The organism is Levilactobacillus yonginensis, assembly GCF_964065165.1.
In the GTDB taxonomy this organism is placed as follows: domain Bacteria; phylum Bacillota; class Bacilli; order Lactobacillales; family Lactobacillaceae; genus Levilactobacillus; species Levilactobacillus yonginensis_A.
The window spans coordinates 833,679-859,491 of sequence record NZ_OZ061549.1 but is presented as its reverse complement, the minus strand read 5'-3'; the positions used below and the strand labels follow the sequence as shown (position 1 = coordinate 859,491).

Below are 25,813 nucleotides of genomic sequence, written 5' to 3'. Positions count from 1 at the left end.
CACCGATAGTACTAAATTCATGGAAATTGGTCGCACGCTGGCTGCAGCTCTGACCGCTTTTGGCTCTGATTGTGGTATAACGCGACAATCTGATGAAGTTTTGCTGATAGTTAGCAAAGGATTACGGTGTAAGCCCATAACTGGCGGCCGGTAACGGTAGGGTGTCACGCTTTTGCGCTAGAATTGAAGTTAAAATCAGTTGGACTGGCATTTACACGCAAACGCCATTTTGGAAAAGATTCCCAACAATAATACCTCCGTAAATTGACTGTATCTCTGTGAGAAACCATTTAGAGTTCGGGCCGTTTATGGTATAATGAAATGTTGAAAATTGGCAGAAAAATCAGGAGGACACATAAGTATGGCGAAAGATATTGGAATTGATCTGGGTACTGCGAACGTTTTAATCTTCGTGGTCGGCAAAGGTATTGTATTAAATGAACCATCCGTCGTTGCAATTGACACGAAGACTGACAAGGTTTTGGCAGTGGGTTCAGAGGCTTACCGGATGGTTGGCCGGACTCCTGGTAACATTCGGGCAATTCGTCCGTTAAAGGATGGGGTCATTTCTGATTTCGATATTACCGAGGCTATGCTCTCCTACTTTATCAATAAATTAAGTGTCAAAGGTTTCTTATCTAAGCCCAACATCATGATCTGTGCACCAACGAACATTACTGAGATTGAACGGAAGGCCATTGTTCAGGCTGCCGAGAAATCCGGTGGCGCCAAGGTCTATTTGGAAGAAGAACCTAAGGTTGCTGCGTTGGGTGCCGGGATGGACATCTTTAAGCCAAGTGGTAACATGGTGATCGACATGGGTGGGGGAACGAGTGACATTGCCATTCTTTCTCTGGGGGACATTGTGTCCAGCCGCTCAATTCGAATTGCCGGTGATCGGATGAATTCTGAAATTGTGAACTACATGAAGCACAACCACAATTTGATTATTGGGGAACGGACGGCCGAAACGGTTAAAATTAAGATTGGGACGGCCTATCCAGAACCTGAGAATGAAAAGAAGACGATGGAAGTTCGTGGTCGCGACTCCGTGAGCGGGATGCCAACCGAGACCACCATTACGGCAGCCGAAGTGGAAGTTGCTATCCACGATACGGTAGAACAAATCGTTGCGGCAGCCAAGGCGGTCTTGGAAACGACACCACCTGAATTAGCTGCGGACATCATTGATCGGGGAATTATGTTAACCGGTGGGGGTGCCTTGCTAGATGGCATCGACAAGTTGTTCTCAGAACGTTTGACGGTTCCCGTCATCATTTCCGAAGATCCATTGGACAACGTGGCCAAAGGTGCGGGAGTCCTTTTGGAACACATGGATACCAAGACAGCTAAAGAAAATAACTAATTTGTGAAAAGGGGGGCTGGCAATGCGTCACCTATTACGCTTTCTGGTTCGGGGCTATCAACGGTTCATTTCACCGCTGTTTCCACCGACCTGTCGGTATTATCCGACGTGTTCAAACTATATGTTGCAGGCGCTAGAGAAGCACGGGGCATTTAAGGGAAGCTTAATGGGAATTGCGCGAATTTTACGTTGCCAGCCATTAGTACGAGGTGGGATTGATCCAGTACCGGATCATTTCACTTTGAAACGTAACGTTGCAGCCGAACGTGCTTACCGTGAGGCAATGAAGTTGGATGAACCCCCCGTAAAATAAAAGGAGAGTTGGCATGAGTAAACGAGAAAAATCAGTCGAAGTCACAATCGATGAACAGAAGCTACCAGATGGTGGCAGTATGTCCGTCTTAAAAATCGGGACCGAAACCATTGGGACCGTTACACCGGATGAAGATCGGTTTGAGGCCCAATTGAACGATGGGGACGTCTACCGGGTCAAGTCCGTCGACGAAGGTGTTGAGCTCCTGTTGCGGGACTACCACCTGCATCGCGGTTAATAAATTTTAGTAAAGTTGGCCGGAGCGAAACGTTGAATTTCACTTCGGCCTTTATAATTAAGACAAATCTTAGTTTTGATTAAGGAGCAATCATTGTGGCAAAGAATGCGACAGAAAAGCGGGGCGACAGCGAGTCACGCATCGACTGGGGGATTATCTTTTGTATCCTGATGTTGGCGTTGATTGGGTTAGCCTCCATCTACGTGGCGGCGACCCACGACAGTAGTGCAACCAGTATTACTTCCGCCGTGGTATCCCAGTTAGCTTGGTACGTGATTGGAACCGTCGCCATCATTATTATTATGCAATTTGATTCAGAGCAACTTTGGAAGGTGGCGCCAGTTCTATATGGACTAGGAATCTTTCTGCTCATTGCGGTGCTGGTCTTCTACAGTCGTGCGTATTTTGCGAATACCGGTGCGCGGAGTTGGTTTGCGATTGGTTCACTAACCTTTCAGCCATCTGAAGTCATGAAACCAGCTTTTATCTTAATGCTGGCGCGAGTGGTTACCGAACATAATAATCAATTTCCAACACATGAAGTGCGGTCTGATTGGTTACTGATTGGGAAATTGATTCTCTGGACGTTACCGGTAGCGGTGCTATTGAAACTTCAAAATGACTTTGGGACCATGTTAGTGTTCTTCGCCATCGTTGGTGGGGTCATCTTGGTTTCTGGCATCACTTGGAAGATTATCGCACCAGCGTTTAGTGCCATTGCCGTAGTCGGTGGTGGGGCGTTAGCTTTAGTCACCACGGACGGTGGGCGTCAGATCCTGGAGAAATTTGGGTTCCAGGCCTATCAATTCTCTCGAGTCGACACCTGGTTACATCCTGCTCAAGATACATCTAATGAAGGCTACCAGCTCTGGCAGAGCATGAAGGCCGTGGGTTCCGGGGGAATCTTCGGAACGGGATTCAACGTCTCACACGTGTACGTGCCAGTTCGTGAGTCCGATATGATTTTTTCCGTGATTGGTGAAAATTTCGGTTTTATCGGCGGCTGTGCTTTGATTTTCCTGTACTTCCTCTTGATTTATCAAATGATTCGGGTCACGTTTGATACTAAGAATGTATTCTATGCTTACATTTCAACTGGGGTCATTATGATGATTCTCTTCCACGTGTTTGAAAACATTGGGATGAGTATTGGGCTCCTACCATTGACTGGTATTCCGTTACCATTCGTCAGTCAAGGGGGATCCGCGTTGATTGGGAACCTGATTGGGATTGGCTTAATCATGTCAATGCGGTATCATTATAAGAGTTACATGTTTAGTCGTAATGAATCGTTTAAGTAGAAGGAGAATGTTTACACATGAGTGAAATGGTAAAGTATTTCTGGACCAAGGCTGTTAACGATGGTACGAGAATTGGTTTGACCTCTGAAGGCCAAGACGAATTAGGGACGGTTAAGTTTGCGAAGTTGCCCGAAGTGGGGGACGACGTGAAGAAGGGTGAAAACCTGTTAAGCGTTGAAGCTGACAAAGCGGTTTCTGACATTCCTAGCCCAGTTTCTGGTAAAGTAACTGCCGTTAATGCTGCCTTAGCAAGCGATTTCGATGCCTTAAACGGTAGCGATATCGATGCAGCTTGGTTTGTTGACGTTCAAGAAAACTAGGGTCATCGATTAAAAGGCCGGCCGGCCCCCCATTGGGGAGCCCGGCCGGCCTTTTTTGTTCCGCGGATTTTCTAAAATATGTAACCTTCTTAGGGGATTCGACCTGAGTCGGGTATAATGAAGGTGGCCAGTTGAGTTTGGGATAAAAGTCTCAAACCCGCGGTGTGCTCCGAACGTAAATGGGCGAAACGTGCGACAACGGGCAGTCAGCTCGGTTTAACCTCGATAAACAAACAATTCAAGGCCAGGGTTTAATGTGCATTGACTAACCGCCGTTTGTCCCACGTTCTTAGAGACATGTAAGTTAGCAGAATCAAAATTAAGTGAATGGGGTGAATCATATGGCAGAAAAGAATGTGTTTCATATTAATGGGTATTTAGGCCTCATTATAGTTTTAGCGTTGCTGGTTGTTGGAGGATACCTGCTTGCAACGGCCCAGCTGGTTGTCTTGGCAGTCATTCTGATTTTTGTCGCAATTTTAGCTGCTAGCAGTCTGACGATTATTAGCCCCAATCAGTCGAAGGTGTTAACCTTCTTCGGTCGGTATATTGGGACGATTCGGGAGGCTGGACTCTATTTAACCGTTCCGTTGACGAACAAAGTGACGGTGTCTTTACGGGTCCGGAACTTCAACAGTGCCATTTTGAAGGTCAATGATCTCCAAGGTAATCCCGTTGAAATTGCCGCTGTGATTGTGTTTAAGGTGGTGGATACCAGTAAGGCCCTGTTTGCTGTAGAGGACTACGAACAATTCGTTGAGATTCAAAGCGAATCAGCTATTCGGCACGTGGCTTCTGAATACGCATACGATAACTTTGGGGATGGGGAAGCGTTAACGTTGCGGAGCAACCCAACGGAAGTTTCCAATCATTTGACCGAAGAATTGCAAGAGCGGTTAGACGTTGCAGGTGTTCAAATCATGGAAACGCGGTTGACACACTTGGCTTATGCCACTGAAATTGCGTCCGCCATGTTGCAACGACAACAGTCGCAAGCTATTTTATCTGCTAGAAAAATTATTGTGGAAGGGGCCGTTTCCATTACGGAAGGTGCCATTGAACGGCTTTCGGCGGAAACAAGCCTGAACTTAACGGACAATCAAAAAATTCAACTGATCAATAACATGATGGTTTCAATTATCAATGAACGTGGCTCACAACCGGTGATCAATACGGGTAAGGTTGCCGAGTAAGCATAAATTAATGGAGGATGCTCGATGGATGAACAGATAGGAACGTTAATGCAGGAACTTACCGCACTCAATGATCAAGTCAGAGTTGGAGATGTCTACCAATCTCTCAGCACACGATTGGGTAAACTGATGGATGATGTTCACCGCCACCGGCGAACGGCGGTCACGTTGCCGGATGACGATGATGGTGTTGCTGTCATTTTGACAGGGATGCGGCATCAACTGGAAGAAAATGTTCCGGTGACCCTGACGGGAGAAAAGCTGGATCTGTTATTAGCACACCTATCTTCCACCGATCCTAAGGTGCGTTATGAAGGCATCAACTTCACTGTCTACGACGCGTTACAACAGGATGCGTTTGATTCCAACCAGATGCATGTTTTGTTGGAGAGCCTGCAGAATCCAGATGGGCTGTTTAGCCACATCCTAGAGCCCGCTAATGTGGGGGTCTTTGGTCGAGCCGCCCGGGTGGCAATGCTGGCGGCAATTCTCCATTTTGTGCCAGCTGATAGCTATGGGGAACAGGAACTCCGTCACACAGTTCTACTAGCGGCCACTTACATTTGTCTAGAGATAGATACGCGAGGGTTTGTGAACCAACAGGGGTGGGCGCACGCCTTCTCCGCTGCGACGGACCTACTGGCGGTGCTAGCTGGCAATGAATCGTTACCGCGAGCTGACAAGCTATTCCTGATGATGACCTTATTGGAACGTGTTAAGCGACTGAATACGCCATTGATCTATGGGGAAAACGACCGGATGGCGACGTACTTTGTTGAATTAGTGAACCGTCATCCACTTTACGAGGAGGCATTTCTCTTGTCCCTAAAGCAGTGGCGGCAGCGAGTGGCGATGCACCGCCGTCCAGACACCATTGCTGGCTGGAATCGGTTCTTTAACCGGAAACGGCTCCTGGACGCGCTACGGCTTCATGGCGACCTCCCCAAGAGTATTCGCGATTATTTGAATTCATCCATTGATTTTTTAGGATAATTTCATTCTAAATTATTTTGAGAAATGGTATACTGAAGGCTAACCGAAATATACGAGATAGGATGAGTGACAAAATGGATACAAAATCAAAGCTACACGTAGGTCTATTATTCGGTGGAAATTCCTCTGAACATGATGTTTCGAAGCGTTCGGCTCATAACATCTATGATGCAATGGATAAGGACCGCTACGACGTTAGTTTATTCTTGTTGACGCGTGATGGGTTCGTTCTGAGTGACGAAGCATCCCGGCGCGTATTTGATGGCGAGGATGAATTAGAAGTTGCGGCTGAGGAACAGACGAAGGTAGACGCTGCAAACCCATTGGCACCCATTTGGAATTTATCCCAAGCAAAGAATATTGATGTCTTTTTCCCAATCATTCATGGTAACTTGGGTGAAGATGGCACGATCCAAGGACTTTTCCGTCTGTTGAAAAAGCCCTTTGTCGGGAGTGGCGTCTTGGCATCAGCTGTATCCTTTGATAAGGATATGACCAAGCAAGTTTTAACGGCGCACGGTATCCGGAACACGAAATACTTGGTGTTGACCCCTGAGAATCGCGCGGACTTTGACTACAAAACCGTCCAAGCTAAATTGGGTGATAACGTATTCATCAAGCCAGCCAACCAGGGTTCTTCCGTGGGAATCCATAAGGCTGGTAACGAACAAGAATTTGAAGACGGTATCGAAGATGCTTTCCGGTATGACTTTAAGGTCCTAGTGGAACAAACCATTGACGGTCCTGAAGAAGTTGAAATTTCCATTTTGGGGAACGAAAAGCCTCTGGCTTCTAAGCTCGGTGCAATTCGGGTACCCAAGTCGGACGTTTTCTACGACTACAACAACAAGTTCGTTGATGCCAGTGGTGTGACCTTCGAAGTTCCCGTAACGTTGCCTGAAAACCTGACTAAGGAAATTACGCAAATGGGTCTGCAAACTTATGCTGCTTTAGGGCTTAAGGGAATGGCGCGAATCGACTACTTGGTTTCCAAGGATGGTGTGCCTTACGTCGGTGAGGTCAATACTTTACCTGGGTTCACGAACATCAGTCTGTACCCACAATTGTGGCAAGCAACGGGTATTAGCTACGAGGACTTGATCGATCGGTTGATCTCATACGCCATGAACGAATTCAATTATCAAGATGAATTGGCTTATGATTTCATTCCATTGGACGACAACTCAGCGGCTTCTACTTATAAGCCTAAGAACTAGATCACCAGTTAGTCGGTAGCGAACGGAGACGTTCCTGCCGGCTTTTTTGAACGATTGAAAGGGGAGGTGTGAAACGTGCGTGAATGGTGGCAAGAATTGTGCCGGAGCTGGCGGTTTGGTCTTGTGAATCCGAGGTTGCTATCAGGTTGGCTAGGCTTAGTCTTGGGTGGGTTAAGTCTGCGATTGATGGGGCAGCTACCTAACGCCGGCTGGTTGACAATTGTCATGGTTATTTTGACGGGGGTACTAGCGGCTGGTCAGCTGACTCGACTTGCGTTGGGATTGGTGACGAGTCGAGTACCAAGTTGGCGGCTAACTGGCAGCTTGGTTGCCAAGTATTGGGTAAGGTGGGTCAGTGGCTTACTCGCGCTGGCGGTGTTGGCGTTACCATTTGGCATGTGGGGCTTGGGTAGCCGGTTCCTTGTAGAAATTGCCTTACCCGCCGAGTGGATTAACTTTGTCGGCTTAAATCGTCGCCCAGTTTTGACAATTGTTGCGCTGATTTATTGTGGTTTGGCGGGCTACTTTCTATTACGGGGCCCGGTACATTTTTGGCGTGCCCTGCCACCTGGCTCTCAGCCAGGAACGGTTAAGCAGATGGCGGCGGGTCTCAGCGTCTGTGTGATCCTCAGCAGCTTCTGGTTCATAGGAGCAGAAGGGTTGGTTGTGATCAATCGAGCCTTAGCAGTTAGTCGGGAGATTGCTTATTGGTTATTGAATGGGTCCCTTGCTGTGGTCCTGCTGGGATATTTGGTTGGAGTCGGCTTACTGACGGTGACCCTGGTATGGTGCTGGTGTGGTCAACCGGCCGTTTCCGCCCAGGTGAAGTCAACGACCAGACCGTGGTCGCAGGCGGGCCTACTTCTGCTGGTGGGGGTCGCTGTCGGTGGTGTGGTTTGGCAAACAGTTCAGCAACAACCACAGTTTGCTCGGACACTGACCATCAGTCACCGTGGCGTCGACCAGGGGGTTGGTGTCCAGAATTCGTTGGGAGCGCTTCGCCACGTTCAGCGGAATCATCCGGATTACGTCGAAATGGACCTTCATGAAACGCGAGACCATCATTGGATTGTGCTCCATGATGAGAATTTACAGGTCTTAGCCAAGCGAAATGTCAGACCACATCAATTGACACAAGCACAGCTAGAACGGCTAGTAGTGCACGAGAATGGCTATCAGGACCATTTGGTGGGCTGGTCCACCTATTTGCAAACAGCCGAGCGGCTTCACCAAAGGTTATTGATTGAAATTAAGACGACTCCGCAGGATTCACCGGGGATGGTGGCCCGTTTTGCACGCGAGTACGGTTCCCGGTTGATTTCGGATCACGATGCTGTCCATTCACTGGATTATCGCGTTGTTCGTCAATTACGGCAACGGGTGCCTCAGTTACGGGTAAGATATATTACGCCTTTTAACTGGGTGGCACCACGTTCGGTCTCCGCCGATTTCTATTCTTTTCAGCAGATTTCGGTTAGTCATCAATTTATTCGGGCAGCCCATCGTATGGGGGCATCGGCATACTTATGGACGCCGGACTCGGTTTCAGCGATGACCCGGAGCTGGGCGTTGGGGGCCGACGGTCAAATTACCAATGAAGTGAGTCGACTTCAGCGAGTCTTGGCGGATGAACCGTGGCGTGCTAATTGGGCAGTTTTACAAAACTTCATTTTTAGCTATGCATAGATTGATGGATAATCAATTGAATGGGCAATATACGAACTTAGACAATTAGTATTTTGAATAAATTCGGACTAATAGTGACTGATTATAAATTTATTTGTAGTGAAATGAAGAAACGGCCTAGACAGATTAGAGTTCTTTCATAATCTAGTATATTGCTTGTAATCCCTTAGAAATCCCTTATTATTAGACTTAATGATAAAGGCAACCGGACTAGGCCATTTATATTCCGGGGTAGGGATTTAGCGATTATTACGTCTTATACTTAAAAATAATTGCCGCTCGTAATTTGAGTAATGTTCGGCTTTATCAGAAAAAACAGCCACTGCCAACGTTACCATACGCGAGGAGGAGCACATGCGATTATTAGGAAGTAAAGTGAAACAATATCGTAAGCAAAAGAATTTATCCCAGCAGGAACTAGCCGATGGTATCTGTACACAGGCCACAGTTAGCCTGATGGAAAAGAAAAACAAGGTTCCTAGTATCAAAATTATCCTGCAGATTTGTCGGCGTTTGAACATTTCATTAAGCGACGTTTTATCTGGTCTCGGAAGTGGGATGGATGAACAGTTCGAAGCCATTTCCGTGGCAATCCGGCGGGAGGATTACTTAGTGGCTGCTAGCCTCTTGGGGAAGCTGGAAATGACTAACGTTCAGAACTCATTTGACCGGGAACGTTACCACTACTACCGGGGGTTCGTTGAGCTGGGGGCCCATCATCGGCCAGATGAAGCGATTTTCCACTTTAACCTGTTATTGCACAAAACATTCAAGATGCCTTGGGATCTGTATGCCATTGTGGGGAACGTAGGGATGGCGAGTGCTTACTTGTCTCGACAAGAATTGGATAAGGCCCGCTATTATTTGAACGAAGCCGTAACCTACCTGGATGATTTTGAGTGGCATGATGAAGCCACCTTTAAGCGCTTAGTGTGGGCTCGTTATCAAATTGCTAAGATGTACTTGGAATTGCAACTGCCACAATTAGTTATTGAAAGTGTGGAAGCAGCCTTGTCCGCGGTTAAGCATCAGGCTTCACTTTACCTGATCGATGTCTTGTATGAAGTAAAAGGACAGGCAGAACAAGCTTTGATGTCTAAAGCAGCCGCTAAGCGGAGTTTGATGATTGCGAAGACCTTGGCTTTAGTGACGCACAATGTGGCCTTACAGGAACGTTTGGCTCCAGCAGTGGGCTCAACCCTGTTGGAGTAACGCCTTAATTAATTTGAAATCACTCAGCTCGTGGATCGCGTTCCGCGAGCTGTTTTTGTAGTTGTTAACTATTTGCGGGTAGTTATTGAAGCGGAAAATCTAAATGGACGGGTTTAGTTGATTAGATAAAACTATCATGGATTAATCCGGCCGCTGGGTGCTGGGGCAACGGACTGCAGTGTCAATGACGTTAGCTGTTGAGGTGTGACAGTTTACGTCATGGGGCCGATTTGGGAACTGATGAATTCCGCGGTATGAGGACGTACCCGCAGGCGGCAATTTGATGCGTGACAACGACAAAAAAACACCGCTGCCAGAGCAACGGTGTTGGATTTATCAAAATTAACTTAGGCTTCTGGACGAGAAACCTTAGCGGGTTGGTTGTCCAAGTCAGTCCGAACAACGATAACGTCGCAGACAGCGGTCCGAGTAACGTATTCGGTCACGGAACCAATCAGGAGCCGTTCAACGGCATTCAAACCAGTAGCACCGATCATAATCAGGTCAGTGTCGTTATCCCGCGGAACATCGCGAGCGATAATAGTCTTAGGAGCCCCATATTCGATAGCGTAGTCAATGCTCTTTAAGCCATCAGCCTTAGCATCAGCCACGTACTTGTCGAGCGTCTTCTTAGCAGTTTCCGTGACTTGTTCAACCATGCTGGTATCGAAGCTAGAAATGTTTTGGAAGGCCCGCGTATCAACAACGTGAACGAGATGTAAATCAGCATCGTTACGCTTAGCAACAGCGACTGCTTTCTTGAAGGCTAATTCTGCTTCGTAAGAACCGTCAACTGGAACTAAAATGTGCTTGTATTGTTGTAACATATTGTTCACCTCTCATTACTTTATACTCTTATCATACGTTATTTATCATGAAAAAAACAGCGAAATGACAAAAAAGGTGACAAATTTGTAAACGGTTACCCCTTGGGGAACCAATGTAGCAGGATTAGTTGTAGGACGATAATAATGACAACACCTACCAGTAAGGTGCTGGCTAAGAAGATACTGTTATTGATGATGGTGGCGGCGGCTGCCACAACCCCTAGTAGCATCAGAATAAGCCCGCCAGCTGTAACGACCCGGCTGAGGGCGGGAGTCGTTTCTGGGTGGAAGACCAGGAAGGGGCGTGCACGGTGGCTGAACAGGTACCAGCCGATACCAAAGGCCAAGAGGGTGTAACAAATCATTAAAATTGTAATAGCCAAGAGATGGATCCTCCTTAAATATTTTGCGTTAGGTAAAGTTGAGGTAACGTGGGGAGACCGGTTGCAAATTTGATGGCAATTAGTGAAATACCGACCAGTCGCTCACGTAAGTAGGTTTAAGTATACATGAATTTTAGATGTTTGGGGCGACAAAGTGTGAATTCGTGAACAGTCAGCACAGCGCCGTAAAATTTTTCCAAAAGAAAAGGACCATTCAATGGAATGGCCCTCAAAGCAAAGCTTTGGTTGATCTAAGTGGTGCCGTTAATTGTCCAGTCATGTTGACCCGCGATGACAATGCAGGGGGGAAAGCTAGCAAGAGCGTCTGACTTCCAAGTGAAAAGGCATGTCATGTTCTCAAGCATCTTGCGATCCCGTTTAAGAATTACTTGTTCGGCAACTTGTAGTGAGACAACGCGTACACCTTAGAACTACTTGTATACTAGCATACAAAAGATTAAATATCAATTTATCAATTTTGATTAGCAGCTCGGAGTTTGCGATACTGCTCGGCTAATTGACTCTCAAACCGACCATTGGTTTTGGGGTGGTAGTACTCAGCATGCTTCAAGGTGTCAGGGAGGTATTGTTGCTTGACCCAATCACCTGGAAAGTCATGCGGGAATTGATAGTTGTTACCATGACCCAGTTGTTTGGCCCCACTATAATGGGCATCTTTTAGATGATCTGGAACCGCGCCGTTGTGGCCGTTTAGAACGTCAGCTAGAGCAGCATCGACCGCAGCAATCCCCGAGTTAGACTTGGGCGAGAGGCACAATTCGATAACGGCGTCGGACAGGGGGATCCGACCTTCGGGCAACCCTAGTTGTTGCGCTGCTTGGACTGCTTGGACCGTTCGAGCGGCGGCCGGTAAATTGGCTAAGCCAATGTCCTCATAAGCGATAACCATTAGTCGGCGACAGATGGCGGGGAGGTCTCCAGCCGCAACCAATTGAGCCAAGTAGTGTAGGGCGGCGTCAGTGTCGCTCCCGCGGATGGACTTCTGAAACGCTGAAATAACGTCATAGTGAGCGTCTCCGTTCTTATCACCAATCAGTGCCTTACGTTGGAAACAGGCTTCAGCCACCGCGAGGGTCACGTGAATTTTACCGGTGTTCTCATCGGGTGGGGTGGATTGGGCCGCAAGTTCCAGACCGTTTAAGGCGCTACGAAGGTCACCATTGGTAGCGCCAGCCATGAAGGCCAGTGCATCGTTATCCACTGCGAGAGGTAATTTACCCAGCCCCCGTTCTTCGTCGTCGATGGCGCGCTGGAGAGCGGTTTGAATGTCGGTTAGTGCCAGTGGGTGAACCTCAAAAATCTGGGTTCGACTCCGAATAGCGGGGTTGATGTTGATATAAGGATTCTCCGTCGTCGCCCCGATTAGAATAATCCGCCCACTCTCCAGGTGGGGGAGCAGAAAGTCTTGCTTAGTTTTGTCCAGTCGATGGATTTCATCTAACAAGAGGATTACGGTGCCACTCATCTTGGCTTCTTCTGCAACGACCTGGAGATCTTTTTTGGTATCCGTGGCAGCATTCAACTTACGAAAGGCATATTTAGTTGAACCAGCAATGGCACTGGCGATACTGGTTTTACCAGTGCCAGGTGGTCCGTAAAGAATCATGGATGATAGTAACTTGGCCGCAACCATCCGAGCAATAATTTTACCCGGACCGACCAATGCTTGTTGGCCGACGACTTCTTCAAGTTTTCGAGGTCGCATGCGGTAGGCTAATGGGTGTTGAGCCACAAATGGGACTCCTTTCTCAATTTTCAGTGATGTAATAATTTATCGAGCCAGGAGGTCTTGGCAGGTGTTTTAGATTTGGTAGTGGTCAGGCTCCGGTTTACAGGGTATTTTTTAGGCAGCAAAATGGGATTCTCGTTGATGGCATGGTCACTGGCAACGACTAATCCCAAATCAGTGTCGTTGACACCATAAATTTCGTCTTGTTTGATGGTGAATTTTAAGTTGTGTTGGCTCGCCAGTTTCATGTACGGACCCAAATCAGTCTGGTTAATGTGGCCGTTTAAAATAACCTGAAAGTCTGGATGAGCGGAAATCTCAGTGATGAAAGCGTCTAAATTTTTGCGGTCAGTTACCTCGGCAATGGTCATCGCCAGCGAGACGCGTTCCCGGAAAGTTCCAAGGTAATGTCGCTGCTCATCTGGGTTGATTTTCGGTGTGCCGTAGACAGAATTTTGTAAATGTTGTTCCATTTGACTCTTCTCAGCCATACAGTTCCCTCTTTTCAAATTAGTCTTACCAGTATAACATGGAATTAGAGTCACGTTCAGCGAGGAGGCTTTGGCATGTACCTGGATCAAGATTTTCACATTTTTGACGACCCGACGTTACCAGGACGGTTGGGAAAGATTCAAGCTCAGATTGATCCTAAGTTTCTAGACACAGTGGCGGACTTACAAGAAACCTTCGCCCAGTTGGCGGTGCCCATCTATGACCACGTTTCACAGCATCGGCGGCGAACCAAAAATCCACCGACTGATACGTGGGTGGCCTTCAGCACTTCTAAACGGGGGTATAAGATGTTACCACACCTTGAAATTGGGTTCTGGGATGACCGGTTCTTTGTTTGGCTAGCAGTGTTGCAGGAGGCTAAGAATCGGCAGGCTTTGCTGAGTGGGTTAAAAGAAGAACTCGTGTTACAGTTACCAGCAGGTTTTGCGTGTGGCGGTGATCACACGGATAAAAATAGTGGGGTGCCGTTGAATCGGGAAAACTATCAAGCGTTGATGGCGACCCAAACCAATCGGCATGCTGAGTGGCAGGTTGGTCGGAATTTCCTGCGAGGGAGTGACTTCTTCACGGTTTCGCCAGCGGAACAGGTTCACGTGATTCAAGCCACTGTGCTGGCGTTGTTGCCAGTGTATGATCAGTTGATTCAAGTGTGAATTGCGGATGATACGTATAAGTTTGTGACAGCAATCATGACTTAGAAAATTTGAGGGGGAGTTTGTGTGGTTGAATTGATGAAGCGGTTGTGGCGTAATCCATTGACTGCGTTCTACATAGCATTAGTGTTATTAATTTTGATTGCTTGGGAAGCGCGGGCGTTTCTGTCGTTGGCGTTATTCACAATCATTTTTATTTATCTGGGGAATGCCGCTATTACTAGAATAGAGGGGTCCTTACATCTGCACCATTTGTGGGCGACGCTACTGGTCTATCTGTTATTTCTGGCAGTTCTGGTGGCAGCCTTTTCCCAGATTATTCCACCACTGGTATCGGAGGCGGCCCACTTACCCCATACCATCGATAAAATCATCGTAACGTATCCGCAGTTGCAAACAATGTTTACGAAAATGGTGAAAAATCTTTCCCAAAATGCGTCAGTCATCAGTAATGGTAAGACTCTATTTACCAGTGGGCTGGGCCAAATCTCGCGGTTTAGTTCGGGAGTTGAGACGATTCTGTTGGCCTTCTTCTTCGGTTTTATCTTTAATTTAACGAAGGGGCAACTACAGGTATTTGCCCATGCCTTCACCAAGAGTCGTTTTGCAGGATTGTTTGTGCCCATGGGCCAATTGATTATGAAGTTTGTTCAAATCTTTGGTACAGTGATTGAAACACAACTCCTGATTTGTACAATCAATACGATTCTGATGGTTCTAGGCCTGTGGATCATTGGCATGCCCAGTCTCTTGATCTTAGGGATCATGGTCTTCTTCTTGGGATTGATTCCGGTGGCCGGTGTTTTGATTTCTTTGATTCCGTTAACCATTGTAGCTTTTGTCACGGGAGGGCTTATCCGGGTCATTGCGGTCCTAGTTCTCATTGTGCTGATTCACTTGTTTGAATCCTATTTCCTGCATCCACGGTTGATGGCCAATGCCACCAATTTGCCAATTTTTGTGACGTTTATTACGTTAATTGTGAGTGAACAGATCTTTGGTGCTTGGGGATTACTAGTTGGTGTACCACTGGTGGCTTTCTTGTTGGACGTGTTCGATGTCCAGTTGAAACCCAAACACGTGTCGGCAGAGTCCAAAGGTGCGTAGTTTTCAAAGTAACAAATAAAAATCCCTGCCAGCTGGCGGGGATTTTTAGTCGGTTGAAGCACTTGTTAGTTCAGATGGGATACCGCGTAGTCGGCCTGAGCATCCGTGAATTGCTCACCAGAACTTGAAGTCAGTTGATCGCGAATGGCGCTAGAAGACATATGCATGTCCTTTTGATAGGACTTGGCCTTAGCTAGGGCATTTGCATTCCAATCGACATCGGTCAGATGGTTCATCGCATACGTTGCAGCTTTATCAGAGAACTGTTCACCAGCGTCCGAGGTTAGTTGCTCATAGATGCCTTCTTTAGACATGTCCATGGAGTCAGCATAGGATTCAGCTTTGCTTAATGCGGCTTCATACTCTGCAGGAACTGAATTTTTCTTTTTAGAAGTAGAAGATACAGTTTCTGTAGTTTCAGACGTTTCGGATGAAGAAGAGTCAGCGGTTCGCTGCTGGATGAGCATGCTGCAAGTGACAGGGTGGTCAGTAATGTGATGGAGATAGTGACAATTCTTTTCAAAATGGTGCCTCCTCATTGGGGGTATGTATTCACAGCTTTTAACGTCTTCAGTGTTTGGACAAAAGAAATACATTCGATGTAAGATTTGATACATGTATGTGTTCTAATTATTATGACTTCACAGTGGAATAGGAAATCTATTGTGTGGCTTGGTTACCTGAAGCTTGAAATTAGATTAAAGAGGCTGATTAGGAGTGATAGACTGTTAATGCAATGACAGGATAAAGTAAGATTGTAATTTTTTTTAGAACGCAGCTTAGGCCTACCTCCAATGTACATGATTCATTATACACGAAGTAAAGCTTTTAAAACCCTTAGAACGATATTTACGCTGAAGATAGAAATCAGATAAGGCCAGCAATCACAGAGATTAGGTCATTTTAATCAATGCCAAGAATATCGCTTGTCCCAGCATAAAAAAATCCCCGCCAAATGGCGAGGATTTCTTCAAACCAATTAAAATCGAAATCTTAACGGTTGTAGTATTCAACGATAAGAGAATCGTCGAGTTCTGCATCGAGTTCTTCACGTTGAGGGAAGCGGGTAAGGGAACCTTCCAACTTGTCAGCGTCGAATTCAACGTATTGTGGACGACCAACAACGGCTTCAACAGCGCCCTTGATGATAGCCATGTCCTTGGACTTTTCACGTACGGAGATGACTTGGCCAACTTCGACTTCGTATGAAGGGATGTCAACACGCTTGCCATCAACAGTGATGTGACCATGGTTAACCAATTGACGAGCTTGACGACGAGTCGTTGCCAAACCTAAACGGTAAACCACGTTGTCCAGACGACGTTCGAGTAAGATCATGAAGTTAGTACCATGGGTACCTTCAGAAATCTTGCCAGCACGCTTGAACAAGTTGTAGAATTGACGTTCAGTCATACCGTAAGTGAACCGGAGCTTTTGCTTTTCACGCAATTGCGTACCGTATTCAGATAACTTTTGACGACGACCTTGACCATGATCACCAGGTGCGTAAGGACGACGGTTTAATTCTTTACCAGTGCCGGAAAGGGATACCCCTAAACGACGGGAAATACGCCAGCTTGGGCCAGTGTAACGAGACATAGATAGTTCCTCCAATAAAATATTATTTGGAGTAAAATAAGCTGTTTATAAGTTTAGTATTCGTGCAGATTGCTTTGCAAGTTTCACCGTATGCAGCCGCAGGTTACTTCTTGAACCAATGGAACGGCAACAATCTGTTGACGAGCTTACCACTTATCGCTGCATTATTTTACACAACGACCAGTATAACCAGAAACCCTAGTCCTTGTCAACGTGTTTCAACAGAACCTGGGCAAACTCTTCGAGGATAGCTTGATCTGCGGCGCTGAACCGGTCCTTGGTGGGGGAGTCGATGTCCATGACACCAAGCTTAGTACCATCTTTTAAGGTTAGCGGTACCACGACTTCAGCGTTGCTAGCAGAGTCACAGGCAATATGGCCCTTAAACTGATGAACGTCTGCGACCCGCTGCGTTTCTTGAGTCGCTAGTGCGGTTCCGCAGACGCCACGATTATTTTCAATGTGGACACAGGCAACGTTTCCTTGAAAAGGGCCTAAGATCAGATCGTCATTTTCTGGTTGGTATAGGTAGAAGCCAGTCCAGTTGACGTCATCTAGCGTTTGCATTAACAGAGCTGAGGCGTTAGACAGATTCGCCACTAAGTTCTTTTCTTCATATAGCAGTGCATCGAGTTGTTCCGTAATTATAGGATTAATTGGGTCACTCATAGAAAGGCCTCCAAAGTTTAGTACATAAATTATTCGATTATCGTAAAAACAGCCAGAGAATCACGAAAACCTAGTGAAGCCCAAGTGTTACTTATGCTATAATCGAAATTAGATTAAATTGTAAAGTTAACTGGGCTGTTTTGCAACCCATGAATGAAACGTTGAAATGTGGATGAAGGATGGGGTCAATATGATAGGTGTGTTAATCGGAATCGTCATACTTGCCATCGTTGCCTACGTGGGCGTGCTAGCCTACCAGCAACGGGTACGGCGGCAGGTCGCGACGTTAACCGCAAAAAAAGAAACCATGGTGGCTATTCCCTTAACGGATGAGCTGGAACTGGTTGGGCAATTAAGCCTTACTGGCCAGTCCCTAGAGCAGTATCAACAACTTGAAGATGACTTCACCGACATTACCGAGAACCGATTTACGCGCATCGATGAAGCACTCACTAAGTTGACTGCTGATTCACGGGGAATCAATTTAGTACAACTCCGGCAGGACTTGAACAAGGTGACCCTGTTAGTTAGCCAAACTGATGAACTCGTGCAATCGGTTCAAGCTAAACTGGCTAGCTTGCAAGAGGTGGACAAACAACATCGCCAAGCCGTGCACGATTTGGAACAAAAGTATCAAGGGCTGCGCAAGACCTTGCTGGCTAAGAATTTTGCGTTTGGGCCCAGCATTGATGGCTTGGAAGAACGGCTCAGTCAATTGGAGGACAACTTCGATACCTTTACGCGGTTAACGCAAGAAGGGGACCACGAGCGAGCGGCTGATGTCTTGAGTCAACTAGATAATGATACCGATGAACTCGAAGACTTGATTAAAGCCATTCCACCATTGTATAAGGATTTAACGGTCGTTTACCCAGATCAACTGAAAGAATTAAAATCGGGTTACGATCAACTGACCACTCAGCACTTCCACTTTGGTGAACAGGATGTGCCACAGATGGTGACAGATATTAACAGTCATGTAACTGAAAACTTGGCAACGTTAGGTGATTTGCGGCCGGACGACGCCAAGGTCGTAAATGATCGCATCGCCAAACAAATCGATCAAATCTATGATTTAATGCAGACAGAGATCGATGCTAAGACGCCGGTTGAACAAAATCTGGATAACGTTGCCAAGTTTATTGGTCACGCCCAGAATCAGAGCCATGCTTTATTGAATGAGCTAGACCGGTTGAGCCAGAATTATACGTTGGATCACCAAGAGTTGGAAACGGCGCGTGAACTCAACGAGCAGTTACGTAACATTGATGGCACGTATCAACGAGATGTACAGGACCTGACGGGGCAAACGGCGACGTACTCCGTAATTTTGGAACACCAGCAACAACAGGAGAAGGACTTGCAACAGATTGAAGAGCAACAGGCTGACATCTTAAAGAGTGTGGCTGGGTTGGCTGATGAAGAACGGCAAGCCAGAGACACTTTACAACAATTTGATTTTGATCTACATAGCTTACGTCGTCAGGTCGAAAACCTGAACCTTCCGGGCATTCCTCAGGAGTACCTAGACTACTTCTTTGTGGTGCGGGACGAAGTGGCTCAATTAGCTACTGACATGGATCAACCACAAATCAATATGGAACGGATCACCAAACAACTGTTGATCATTCAAACCGATTTAGATACCCTTCGTGAAAAGACGGAAGATTTAATCGACAGCTCACAATTAGCTGAACAATTGTTGCAGTACGCTAACCGTTATCAAACCAGTCATGACAATGTGGCGGAGGCGAGTGAAAAGGCGGCGCAATTGTTTGAACACGACTTCCAGTACGCCCAAGCACTGGAGACGATTGCAACTGTGCTTGATGAAGTGGAACCGGGTTCGTACAAACGCTTAGAGGATGCCTACTATGCCCGTAAAGGGACGGCTAAGCCTAAGCGCCGAACTGAAGAAGATTAACGAGGAGGCTTACCCAAACTGAAATATGGGTAAGCCTTTTCATTTTGCTGTCTAGCGTGAAAGGCTTGTGGTTGGTGGTATTTGTGTTTATAATGAAAAAGAATTTCTATCGGAGTCGAACCAATAGAAAAAGATAAGAGGGTTCAGTATGATTTATTTTGATAACAGTGCAACGACTAAGGCCGCGCCTGAAGTTGTTGATACTTATGCCAAGGTCAGTGAACGTTTCTGGGGTAACCCATCAAGCCTACACAACGTTGGTGAACAGGCCTTCAATCTGCTTGAACAGTCGCGACAACAGATTGCAGACCTCGTTGGTGCCAAACTGAGTGAGATTCTATTCACCAGTGGAGGAACCGAGGGTGACAACTGGGTCATCAAAGGGACAGCCATCGCTAAACGCGAATTTGGTAACCACTTGATTACGACCGAGGTTGAACATCCAGCTGTTTACAACACTATGGCACAGTTGGAGACGCTGGGCTTTGATGTCACTTACTTGCCGGTTGATGAGAATGGTCGTGTCTCCGCTGATGACTTGCGGGCCGCCATTCGACCATCGACGATTCTGGTGTCCACAATGGCCGTGAACAATGAAATTGGGGCCATCCAACCATTGGATGAAATTGCTGCTGTGATGCGTGATTTCCCCCGGATTCATTGGCACATTGATGCTGTTCAGGGGATCGGTAAGGGCATTATGGACCATATTTTCAACGATCGGGTTGATTTTGTGACCTTTTCTGGGCATAAATTCCATGCGCCACGTGGGATTGGTTTTATGTACAAACGTCAGGGGCGCAAGATTGCACCACTCATGACTGGTGGGGGTCAGGAACGGGATTTGCGTTCCGGAACTGAAAATCTACCGGCGATCGTCGCCATGGCAAAGGCTTTACGGCTCTTGCTGGATGATGAGAATGAGAAGGTTAAGCGTCAACGTGAAATTCGGTTGGCCATTCTGCATCATGTCGAAAAATTCTCGAACGTGACGATTTTCTCGAAAGATTCACCACTATTTGCTCCGCACATTCTGTGCTTTGCTATTGCTGGGGTTCGAGGAGAAACCATCGTGCATGAGTTTGAACAGCATGAAATCTATATTTCTACGACGAGTGCTTGTTCATCGAAGAAGCACATGGAATCCAGCACGCTGAAAGCCATGAAGATCGACGACGATATTGCCACGAGTGCTGTCCGGATTTCTCTGGATGAACACAACACGATGGCTGAAGCCGAAGAGTTCAATCAAGTCTTTGATGAGCTTTACACGCAGTTTGCAAAATTACGCTAATTAACGAAAGGGGTCGCGCCATGGAATACAGCGAGATTATGGTTCGTTACGGCGAGTTGTCGACGAAGGGTAAGAACAAAAAAGACTTCATCAAACAACTTGGCCAAAACGTTCGCAAAGCTCTGAGTAAGTTTGACGACTTAGAAGTCAGAGCACAACACGACCGACTACATGTGACCTTGAACGGGGCAGACTCTGCTGCCGTTATGGACCGTTTAAAAGGGGTCTTTGGGATTGAAAACTTTTCGCCTTCCGTGAAGGTTGATAAGGATATCGATGCGATTAAGGCTGCTGCGGTAGCCATGGTCAAAGAAGTCTTTAAGCCGGGGATGACCTTTAAGATCAACACCCGCCGTCAAGACAAAGAATTTCAGTACGACACCTATCAAATGAACGAGATTATGGGAAGTACGTTGCTCGAGGCTGTGCCTGGGCTGACGGTCAAGATGAAGCATCCTGACCTGGAACTCCGAGTTGAAGTTCGGTTAAACGGGGTCTTCCTATCTGGTCAAACGATTCAAGGTGCCGGTGGCTTGCCAGTGGGTACCGGTGGCAAAGCGGTGATGATGTTGTCTGGTGGGATCGACTCACCAGTGGCTTCCTACTACGCATTGCGTCGTGGGGTCAAAATCGATATGGTTCACTTCTTTAGCCCGCCTTACACGTCGGAACAAGCTTTGGCTAAGGCCAAGGAATTGACGGCACGGTTAGCGGGGTATTCTGGTGGTATTCAATTTATCCAGGTACCGTTCACCAAGATTCAAGAAACTATTAAAGAACAAGTTCCTGAAGGCTACCTGATGACGGTTCAACGGCGCTTAATGCTCCGGCTGACAGCGGCAATTGCTGAAAAGCGTCACGCTAAGGGGATCTTCAATGGAGAGTCTCTGGGGCAAGTGGCCTCTCAAACGTTGGAAAGCATGGCAGCCATCAATGATGTGACTTCGATGCCAATTCTGCGGCCACTACTGTCCATGGATAAGACGGAAATTATCAAAGTTGCCAAGGATATTGACACCTATGATTTATCTATCTTGCCATATGAAGACTGCTGTACCATCTTCACGCCACCGGCACCTAAGACGCATCCCGACTTGGAAAAGTCTCGGAAGTACGAAGGATACATTGACGTGGAAGGCTTGATGAAGGAAGCACTGGATGGCATCACCGTTACGGAGATTCGCCCAGGAGACAATTACCTGAATCAAAATGAAGACGTCTTTGCAGAATTACTTTAAGATTAGCGTGTGACAGAAGGGTTTGGGACAAAGTCTCAAATCCTTTTTTGTACACCGAACGTGGACAGTTGAAATATGCGACAAACGGCGGTCTGTTAGCCTTTAGTTAATCCTTTCAGTAGGTTTGGAATCGTTAATTCAGTCCGCGTAAGTGAACAAACTTGAGTTTTTCGTGATTTTGTATCAAAACGCTTGTCAGGACCCCCTATGTTGCGTGATAATTGAAGCAATCAATCGGCATAGAGCCGATAAACAACTTGAAGGGGTTGATCTGCGTGGAAGTTACACGACTCGGCGATACATTTTCTCTCTCTGGCACGTTACCAGAGGTGGGGGATCAGTTACCTAAATTTAAAGTATTTGATCAGGAAAACAAGAAAGTAAAAACGGCCAACTTAATTGGTAAAGTTACTTTGATCAGTGTTGTTCCCGACCTCGACACGCCAGTTTGCACGCTACAAACGCGGAAGTTTACCCAACAGGCGGACCATTATCCAGCGGCCCGGTTCTGCACGATTTCAAATAATTCAATCGCAGAGCAAACCGGCTGGTGTGCTGCTCAAGGTGTAGAAAACGTCGACCTGTTATCCGATGAAGAGTTATCATTCGGTTACGAAATGGGTTTGTACGTTCCTAACCTGGGGAATTTAGCACGGTCCATCTGGATCATTGATGACACGGGTAAGATCGTTTACCGGCAAGTGGTCACTGAACAAAGTGACGAACCAGACTACCTGGAAGCTATCGATGCCCTCGAAAAATTAGTTCCCCGAGTTGACGTTTAGGGAAAAGTTGAGTAGACTATCTAAGAATAGCTAAGAACAAGTCAGTAGCGAGAACGAAGTTGTCTAGAGAGCCGGGGGTGCTGGAAACCGGTCGCTTGGTTCACGTGAACGTAGCTTGTGAGCTGACGAACTGAAATGAAGTAGGTTCGTTCCGGAGCACTCTCCGTTAACAACGATGTTAAGTGGGGCATGAACGCCCAATTTAGGTGGTACCGCGAAGAATCTTCGTCCTAATTTTTTAGGACGGAGATTTTTTTGCGTCCATCCACTAACGTCAAATCAGAAAGGAATTGATTTCATTGGCAGACAAGCAAATCGATATGCCAACCAAGTACGACCCAACAGCCGTTGAAGCTGGTCGTTACCAGTCTTGGTTAGACGAAGACGTCTTCAAGCCTAGCGGCGACAAGAAGGCAAAACCTTACTCAATCGTTCTCCCACCACCTAACGTGACTGGGAAGCTCCATTTGGGGCACGCTTGGGACACCACGTTACAAGATATGATCATCCGACAGAAGCGGATGCAGGGCTTTGATACGCTCTGGATTCCAGGGATGGACCATGCTGGTATCGCCACGCAAGCCAAGGTGGAAGCTCGGTTACGTGAACAAGGCATTACGCGGTACGACTTGGGTCGAGAAAAATTTGTGGACAAGGTTTGGGAATGGAAGGACGAATACGCCGCTACCATCCACAAGCAATGGGCCAAGATGGGCCTCTCCATGGACTACTCTCGTGAACGGTTTACGCTGGACGATGGTCTTTCAGATGCCGTTAAGAAGGTCTTTGTCACCCTTTACAAGAAAGGCTTGATCTACCGTGGGGAATACATCATTAACTGGGATCCCCAAGCACGGACCGCGTTATCTGACATTGAAGTTATTCACAAGGATGACAAGGGTGCGTTCTACCACGTGAAGTACCCATTTGCTGATCCTGACTTTACCTTTAACGGCAAGCACTACATTGAAATTGCGACGACGCGTCCTGAAACAATGATGGGTGATACGGCTGTTGCTGTGAACCCCGATGATGATCGGTACAAAGAATTGGTTGGTAAAGAAGTTGTCTTACCACTGGCTCACCGGAATATTCCAATCATTGCCGACCAATACGTTGACATCGACTTTGGAACTGGGATGGTTAAAATTACGCCAGCCCACGACCCTAATGACTTCTTAGTTGGAAACCGGCATAACTTGGAACGAATCAATACCATGAACGAAGACGCAACGATGAACGCTCGTGCCGGCAAGTATGAAGGCATGGACCGGTTTGAAGCGCGGAAGGCCATGGTCGCTGATTTGGACGAAGAGGGAGTCTTAATCAAAGTTGACCCAATCGTCCATTCCGTTGGTCACTCAGAACGGACTGGTGTTCAAGTTGAAGCACGGCTTTCTACACAGTGGTTCGTGAAGATGAAGCCATTGGCTGAAGCTGCCATCAAGAACCAAGAAGGCGACAACGCCGTAGATTTTGTACCAGAACGATTCGAACATACCTTTACGCAATGGATGGAAAACGTCCACGATTGGGTTATCTCACGGCAACTCTGGTGGGGTCACCGGATTCCAGCTTGGTACAACAAGAAGACTGGTGAAGTCTACGTCGACGAACAGGCGCCTAAGGATCCTGAAAACTGGGAACAAGATCCCGATGTTTTGGATACTTGGTTCTCTAGTGCCCTGTGGCCATTTTCTACGATGGGTTGGCCAGATGAAAATAGTGCAGACTTTAAGCGCTACTTCCCAACGGACACGTTGGTTACCGGTTACGATATCATCTTTTTCTGGGTTTCCCGGATGATCTTCCAAAGTCTTGAATTTACGGGTAAGAAGCCGTTCAAACACGTCTTGTTACACGGCTTGATTCGGGATGAAGAAGGTCGCAAGATGAGTAAGTCCTTGGGTAACGGAATTGATCCAATGGACGTCATCGACAAGTATGGGGCCGATGCCTTACGGTGGTTCCTATCCACTGGGTCGACTGCGGGTCAAGATGTTCGGTTTAGTTACAAGAAGATGGATGCTTCTTGGAACTTCATCAACAAGATTTGGAATGCCAGTCGTTACGTTATCATGAACTTAGGTGAGAACACGCAGCCAGTTGTCCCGGATGCTAGCCAATGGGATTTAACTGACAAATGGATTCTGAGTCGGTTGAATGACACCGTTAAGCACGTCACTGAAATGTTCGATAAGTTCGAGTTCGGTGAAGCTGGTCGGGCCCTCTATAACTTCATCTGGAACGATTTCTGTGACTGGTATATCGAAATGAGTAAGGAAGTCTTGACTGGCGATGACGAAGCCGCTAAGGGCCCTAAGCAGGACCTGTTGGCTTACGTATTGGATCAGACCTTGCGTCTGTTGCAGCCAATCATGCCATTTGTGACTGAAGCTATTTGGCAAGCAATGCCCCACGCAGGTCATTCACTGGTAACGGCGGCTTACCCAGTCGACCATCCAGAGTTTGACAATCCGACGGCGGAAGCTGATATGACCAGCTTAATTGATCTGATCAAGGCTGTACGGAATATTCGGGCTGAAGCCAACGCGCCAATGTCTACACCAATTGACCTGCAAATTAAGACGCAGAATGCGCAACTGCAAAGCGTCTTTGAGAATAACCGTGATTACATTGATCGGTTCGTTCATCCTAAGGACTTTGCGATTGGTGCTGACTTAGTTGCTCCTAAGTTGTCAATGACTTCCGTGATTACCGATGCTGAAGTTTCCGTACCGTTAGCCGAATTGGTCGATTTAAACGATGAAGCTGCTCGGTTGGATAAAGAAGTTGCCAAGTTCACGGCCGAAGTTGACCGGGCTACTAAGAAGTTAGGCAACGAACGCTTTGTGGCCAACGCACCAGAAGATGTCGTGAACGCCGAACGTGAAAAGCAAGCTGATAATGAAAAGAAATTAGCTGCAACGCAACAACGTTTGGCTGATATTAAAGCACAACTTTAAAATACCTTGAATCGATTTTGATCGGTGAGTGGGCTTGATGACGATGCGGTTTCTCTGATGGGGAACCGCATCGTTTTTTGTGTAGTCAGGTCCGTCTACCTAAACTAACGAAATTAGTGAAGAATTTGTCAACCAGTTTAGCTAAATTTCGTAAGTAACCGCTGATTAGTGAGGTGACTTAATTATCTGATAATCACCGATGTCTGGTTGTCAAAGGACCGTTGGTAGGAATTATGGGTCCAATAATTTTTTGCCAAAGATTAACA

The 25,813-nt window shown here is 46.9% G+C and carries 24 protein-coding genes and 1 other annotated feature; of the genes, 17 read left to right on the top strand and 7 right to left on the bottom strand.

Going from position 1 to position 25,813, the window contains the following annotated elements:
* The first annotated feature begins 361 nt into the window (after window positions 1-361).
* From AB3Y94_RS04260 to AB3Y94_RS04215, 10 genes are all read left to right on the top strand, one after another.
* Complete coding sequence (locus AB3Y94_RS04260; protein ID WP_367295169.1) at window positions 362-1,366, top strand: rod shape-determining protein; 1,005 nt, start codon at window positions 362-364, stop codon at window positions 1,364-1,366.
* A 22-nt stretch (window positions 1,367-1,388) separates the two neighbouring features.
* Window positions 1,389-1,679 (top strand): membrane protein insertion efficiency factor YidD, encoded by a 291-nt coding sequence (yidD, locus tag AB3Y94_RS04255; protein ID WP_367295168.1) that lies wholly within the window; start codon window positions 1,389-1,391, stop codon window positions 1,677-1,679.
* Between the two features lie 13 nt (window positions 1,680-1,692).
* Entirely contained in the window at window positions 1,693-1,917 is a 225-nt protein-coding gene (locus tag AB3Y94_RS04250) for a DUF2969 domain-containing protein (RefSeq protein ID WP_367295167.1), read from the top strand.
* Between the two features lie 95 nt (window positions 1,918-2,012).
* Window positions 2,013-3,218 carry an FtsW/RodA/SpoVE family cell cycle protein gene (locus tag AB3Y94_RS04245; protein WP_367295166.1) on the top strand — a complete coding sequence of 402 codons (1,206 nt, stop codon included), beginning with the start codon at window positions 2,013-2,015 and terminating at the stop codon, window positions 3,216-3,218.
* A 17-nt stretch (window positions 3,219-3,235) separates the two neighbouring features.
* On the top strand, window positions 3,236-3,538 hold the full coding sequence (locus AB3Y94_RS04240) for a glycine cleavage system protein H (protein ID WP_367295165.1): 303 nt from the start codon (window positions 3,236-3,238) through the stop codon (window positions 3,536-3,538).
* A 341-nt stretch (window positions 3,539-3,879) separates the two neighbouring features.
* Window positions 3,880-4,731, top strand: coding sequence for an SPFH domain-containing protein (locus AB3Y94_RS04235; RefSeq protein WP_367295164.1), 852 nt, complete (start codon window positions 3,880-3,882; stop codon window positions 4,729-4,731).
* A gap of 24 nt (window positions 4,732-4,755) precedes the next feature.
* Window positions 4,756-5,724: a DUF2785 domain-containing protein gene (locus AB3Y94_RS04230; protein WP_367295163.1), complete on the top strand. Its 969-nt coding sequence runs from the start codon at window positions 4,756-4,758 to the stop codon at window positions 5,722-5,724.
* Between the two features lie 74 nt (window positions 5,725-5,798).
* Entirely contained in the window at window positions 5,799-6,941 is a 1,143-nt protein-coding gene (locus AB3Y94_RS04225) for a D-alanine--D-alanine ligase family protein (RefSeq protein WP_367295162.1), read from the top strand.
* Window positions 6,942-7,016: 75 nt separating this feature from the next.
* Entirely contained in the window at window positions 7,017-8,627 is a 1,611-nt protein-coding gene (locus AB3Y94_RS04220) for a glycerophosphodiester phosphodiesterase (RefSeq protein ID WP_367295161.1), read from the top strand.
* Window positions 8,628-8,981: 354 nt separating this feature from the next.
* Window positions 8,982-9,839: a helix-turn-helix domain-containing protein gene (locus AB3Y94_RS04215; RefSeq protein ID WP_367295160.1), complete on the top strand. Its 858-nt coding sequence runs from the start codon at window positions 8,982-8,984 to the stop codon at window positions 9,837-9,839.
* Window positions 9,840-10,186: 347 nt separating this feature from the next.
* On the opposite strand, the gene AB3Y94_RS04210 is transcribed toward AB3Y94_RS04215, so the two are convergent.
* The 4 genes from AB3Y94_RS04210 to AB3Y94_RS04195 form a co-directional block, all read right to left on the bottom strand.
* Window positions 10,187-10,666 carry a universal stress protein gene (locus tag AB3Y94_RS04210; protein WP_125681874.1) on the bottom strand — a complete coding sequence of 160 codons (480 nt, stop codon included), beginning with the start codon at window positions 10,664-10,666 and terminating at the stop codon, window positions 10,187-10,189.
* 95 nt (window positions 10,667-10,761) lie between these two features.
* A complete protein-coding gene (locus AB3Y94_RS04205) occupies window positions 10,762-11,049 on the bottom strand; it encodes a hypothetical protein (protein WP_367295159.1) in 288 nt (95 codons plus the stop codon).
* 472 nt (window positions 11,050-11,521) lie between these two features.
* Window positions 11,522-12,775, bottom strand: a complete 1,254-nt coding sequence (locus AB3Y94_RS04200; RefSeq protein WP_367296479.1) for a replication-associated recombination protein A — start codon at window positions 12,773-12,775, stop codon at window positions 11,522-11,524.
* 50 nt (window positions 12,776-12,825) lie between these two features.
* Window positions 12,826-13,290: a YueI family protein gene (locus AB3Y94_RS04195; protein WP_367295158.1), complete on the bottom strand. Its 465-nt coding sequence runs from the start codon at window positions 13,288-13,290 to the stop codon at window positions 12,826-12,828.
* A gap of 75 nt (window positions 13,291-13,365) precedes the next feature.
* On the opposite strand from AB3Y94_RS04195, the gene AB3Y94_RS04190 reads away from it, so the two are divergent.
* Together AB3Y94_RS04190 and AB3Y94_RS04185 are read left to right on the top strand one after the other, a co-directional pair.
* Complete coding sequence (locus AB3Y94_RS04190; protein ID WP_367295157.1) at window positions 13,366-13,965, top strand: DUF1054 family protein; 600 nt, start codon at window positions 13,366-13,368, stop codon at window positions 13,963-13,965.
* Window positions 13,966-14,031: 66 nt separating this feature from the next.
* Window positions 14,032-15,072 (top strand): AI-2E family transporter, encoded by a 1,041-nt coding sequence (locus AB3Y94_RS04185; protein WP_367295156.1) that lies wholly within the window; start codon window positions 14,032-14,034, stop codon window positions 15,070-15,072.
* A gap of 65 nt (window positions 15,073-15,137) precedes the next feature.
* Here AB3Y94_RS04185 and AB3Y94_RS04180 read toward each other — a convergent pair whose 3' ends face one another.
* The 3 genes from AB3Y94_RS04180 to AB3Y94_RS04170 all read right to left on the bottom strand — a co-directional run bounded on the left by AB3Y94_RS04180 (window position 15,138) and on the right by AB3Y94_RS04170 (window position 17,340).
* Window positions 15,138-15,539 (bottom strand): Ltp family lipoprotein, encoded by a 402-nt coding sequence (locus tag AB3Y94_RS04180; RefSeq protein WP_367295155.1) that lies wholly within the window; start codon window positions 15,537-15,539, stop codon window positions 15,138-15,140.
* Window positions 15,540-16,065: 526 nt separating this feature from the next.
* Window positions 16,066-16,671 carry a 30S ribosomal protein S4 gene (rpsD, locus tag AB3Y94_RS04175; RefSeq protein WP_367295154.1) on the bottom strand — a complete coding sequence of 202 codons (606 nt, stop codon included), beginning with the start codon at window positions 16,669-16,671 and terminating at the stop codon, window positions 16,066-16,068.
* Between the two features lie 198 nt (window positions 16,672-16,869).
* Window positions 16,870-17,340, bottom strand: a complete 471-nt coding sequence (locus AB3Y94_RS04170; RefSeq protein WP_367295153.1) for a GAF domain-containing protein — start codon at window positions 17,338-17,340, stop codon at window positions 16,870-16,872.
* 190 nt (window positions 17,341-17,530) lie between these two features.
* On the opposite strand from AB3Y94_RS04170, the gene ezrA reads away from it, so the two are divergent.
* The 5 genes from ezrA (at window position 17,531) to AB3Y94_RS04145 (ending at window position 25,547) form a co-directional block, all read left to right on the top strand.
* Window positions 17,531-19,264: a septation ring formation regulator EzrA gene (ezrA, locus tag AB3Y94_RS04165; RefSeq protein WP_367295152.1), complete on the top strand. Its 1,734-nt coding sequence runs from the start codon at window positions 17,531-17,533 to the stop codon at window positions 19,262-19,264.
* Between the two features lie 148 nt (window positions 19,265-19,412).
* Entirely contained in the window at window positions 19,413-20,558 is a 1,146-nt protein-coding gene (locus tag AB3Y94_RS04160; RefSeq protein ID WP_367295151.1) for a cysteine desulfurase family protein, read from the top strand.
* Window positions 20,559-20,578: 20 nt separating this feature from the next.
* The gene (thiI, locus tag AB3Y94_RS04155; RefSeq protein ID WP_367295150.1) at window positions 20,579-21,796 is read left to right on the top strand and encodes a tRNA uracil 4-sulfurtransferase ThiI; all 1,218 of its coding nucleotides are present in this window, start codon (window positions 20,579-20,581) and stop codon (window positions 21,794-21,796) included.
* 275 nt (window positions 21,797-22,071) lie between these two features.
* Window positions 22,072-22,581, top strand: a complete 510-nt coding sequence (locus AB3Y94_RS04150) for a peroxiredoxin (RefSeq protein ID WP_367295149.1) — start codon at window positions 22,072-22,074, stop codon at window positions 22,579-22,581.
* Between the two features lie 23 nt (window positions 22,582-22,604).
* Window positions 22,605-22,817, top strand: a binding site (T-box leader).
* Window positions 22,818-22,901: 84 nt separating this feature from the next.
* Window positions 22,902-25,547, top strand: coding sequence for a valine--tRNA ligase (locus AB3Y94_RS04145; RefSeq protein ID WP_367296478.1), 2,646 nt, complete (start codon window positions 22,902-22,904; stop codon window positions 25,545-25,547).
* The last annotated feature ends 266 nt before the right edge of the window (window positions 25,548-25,813 follow it).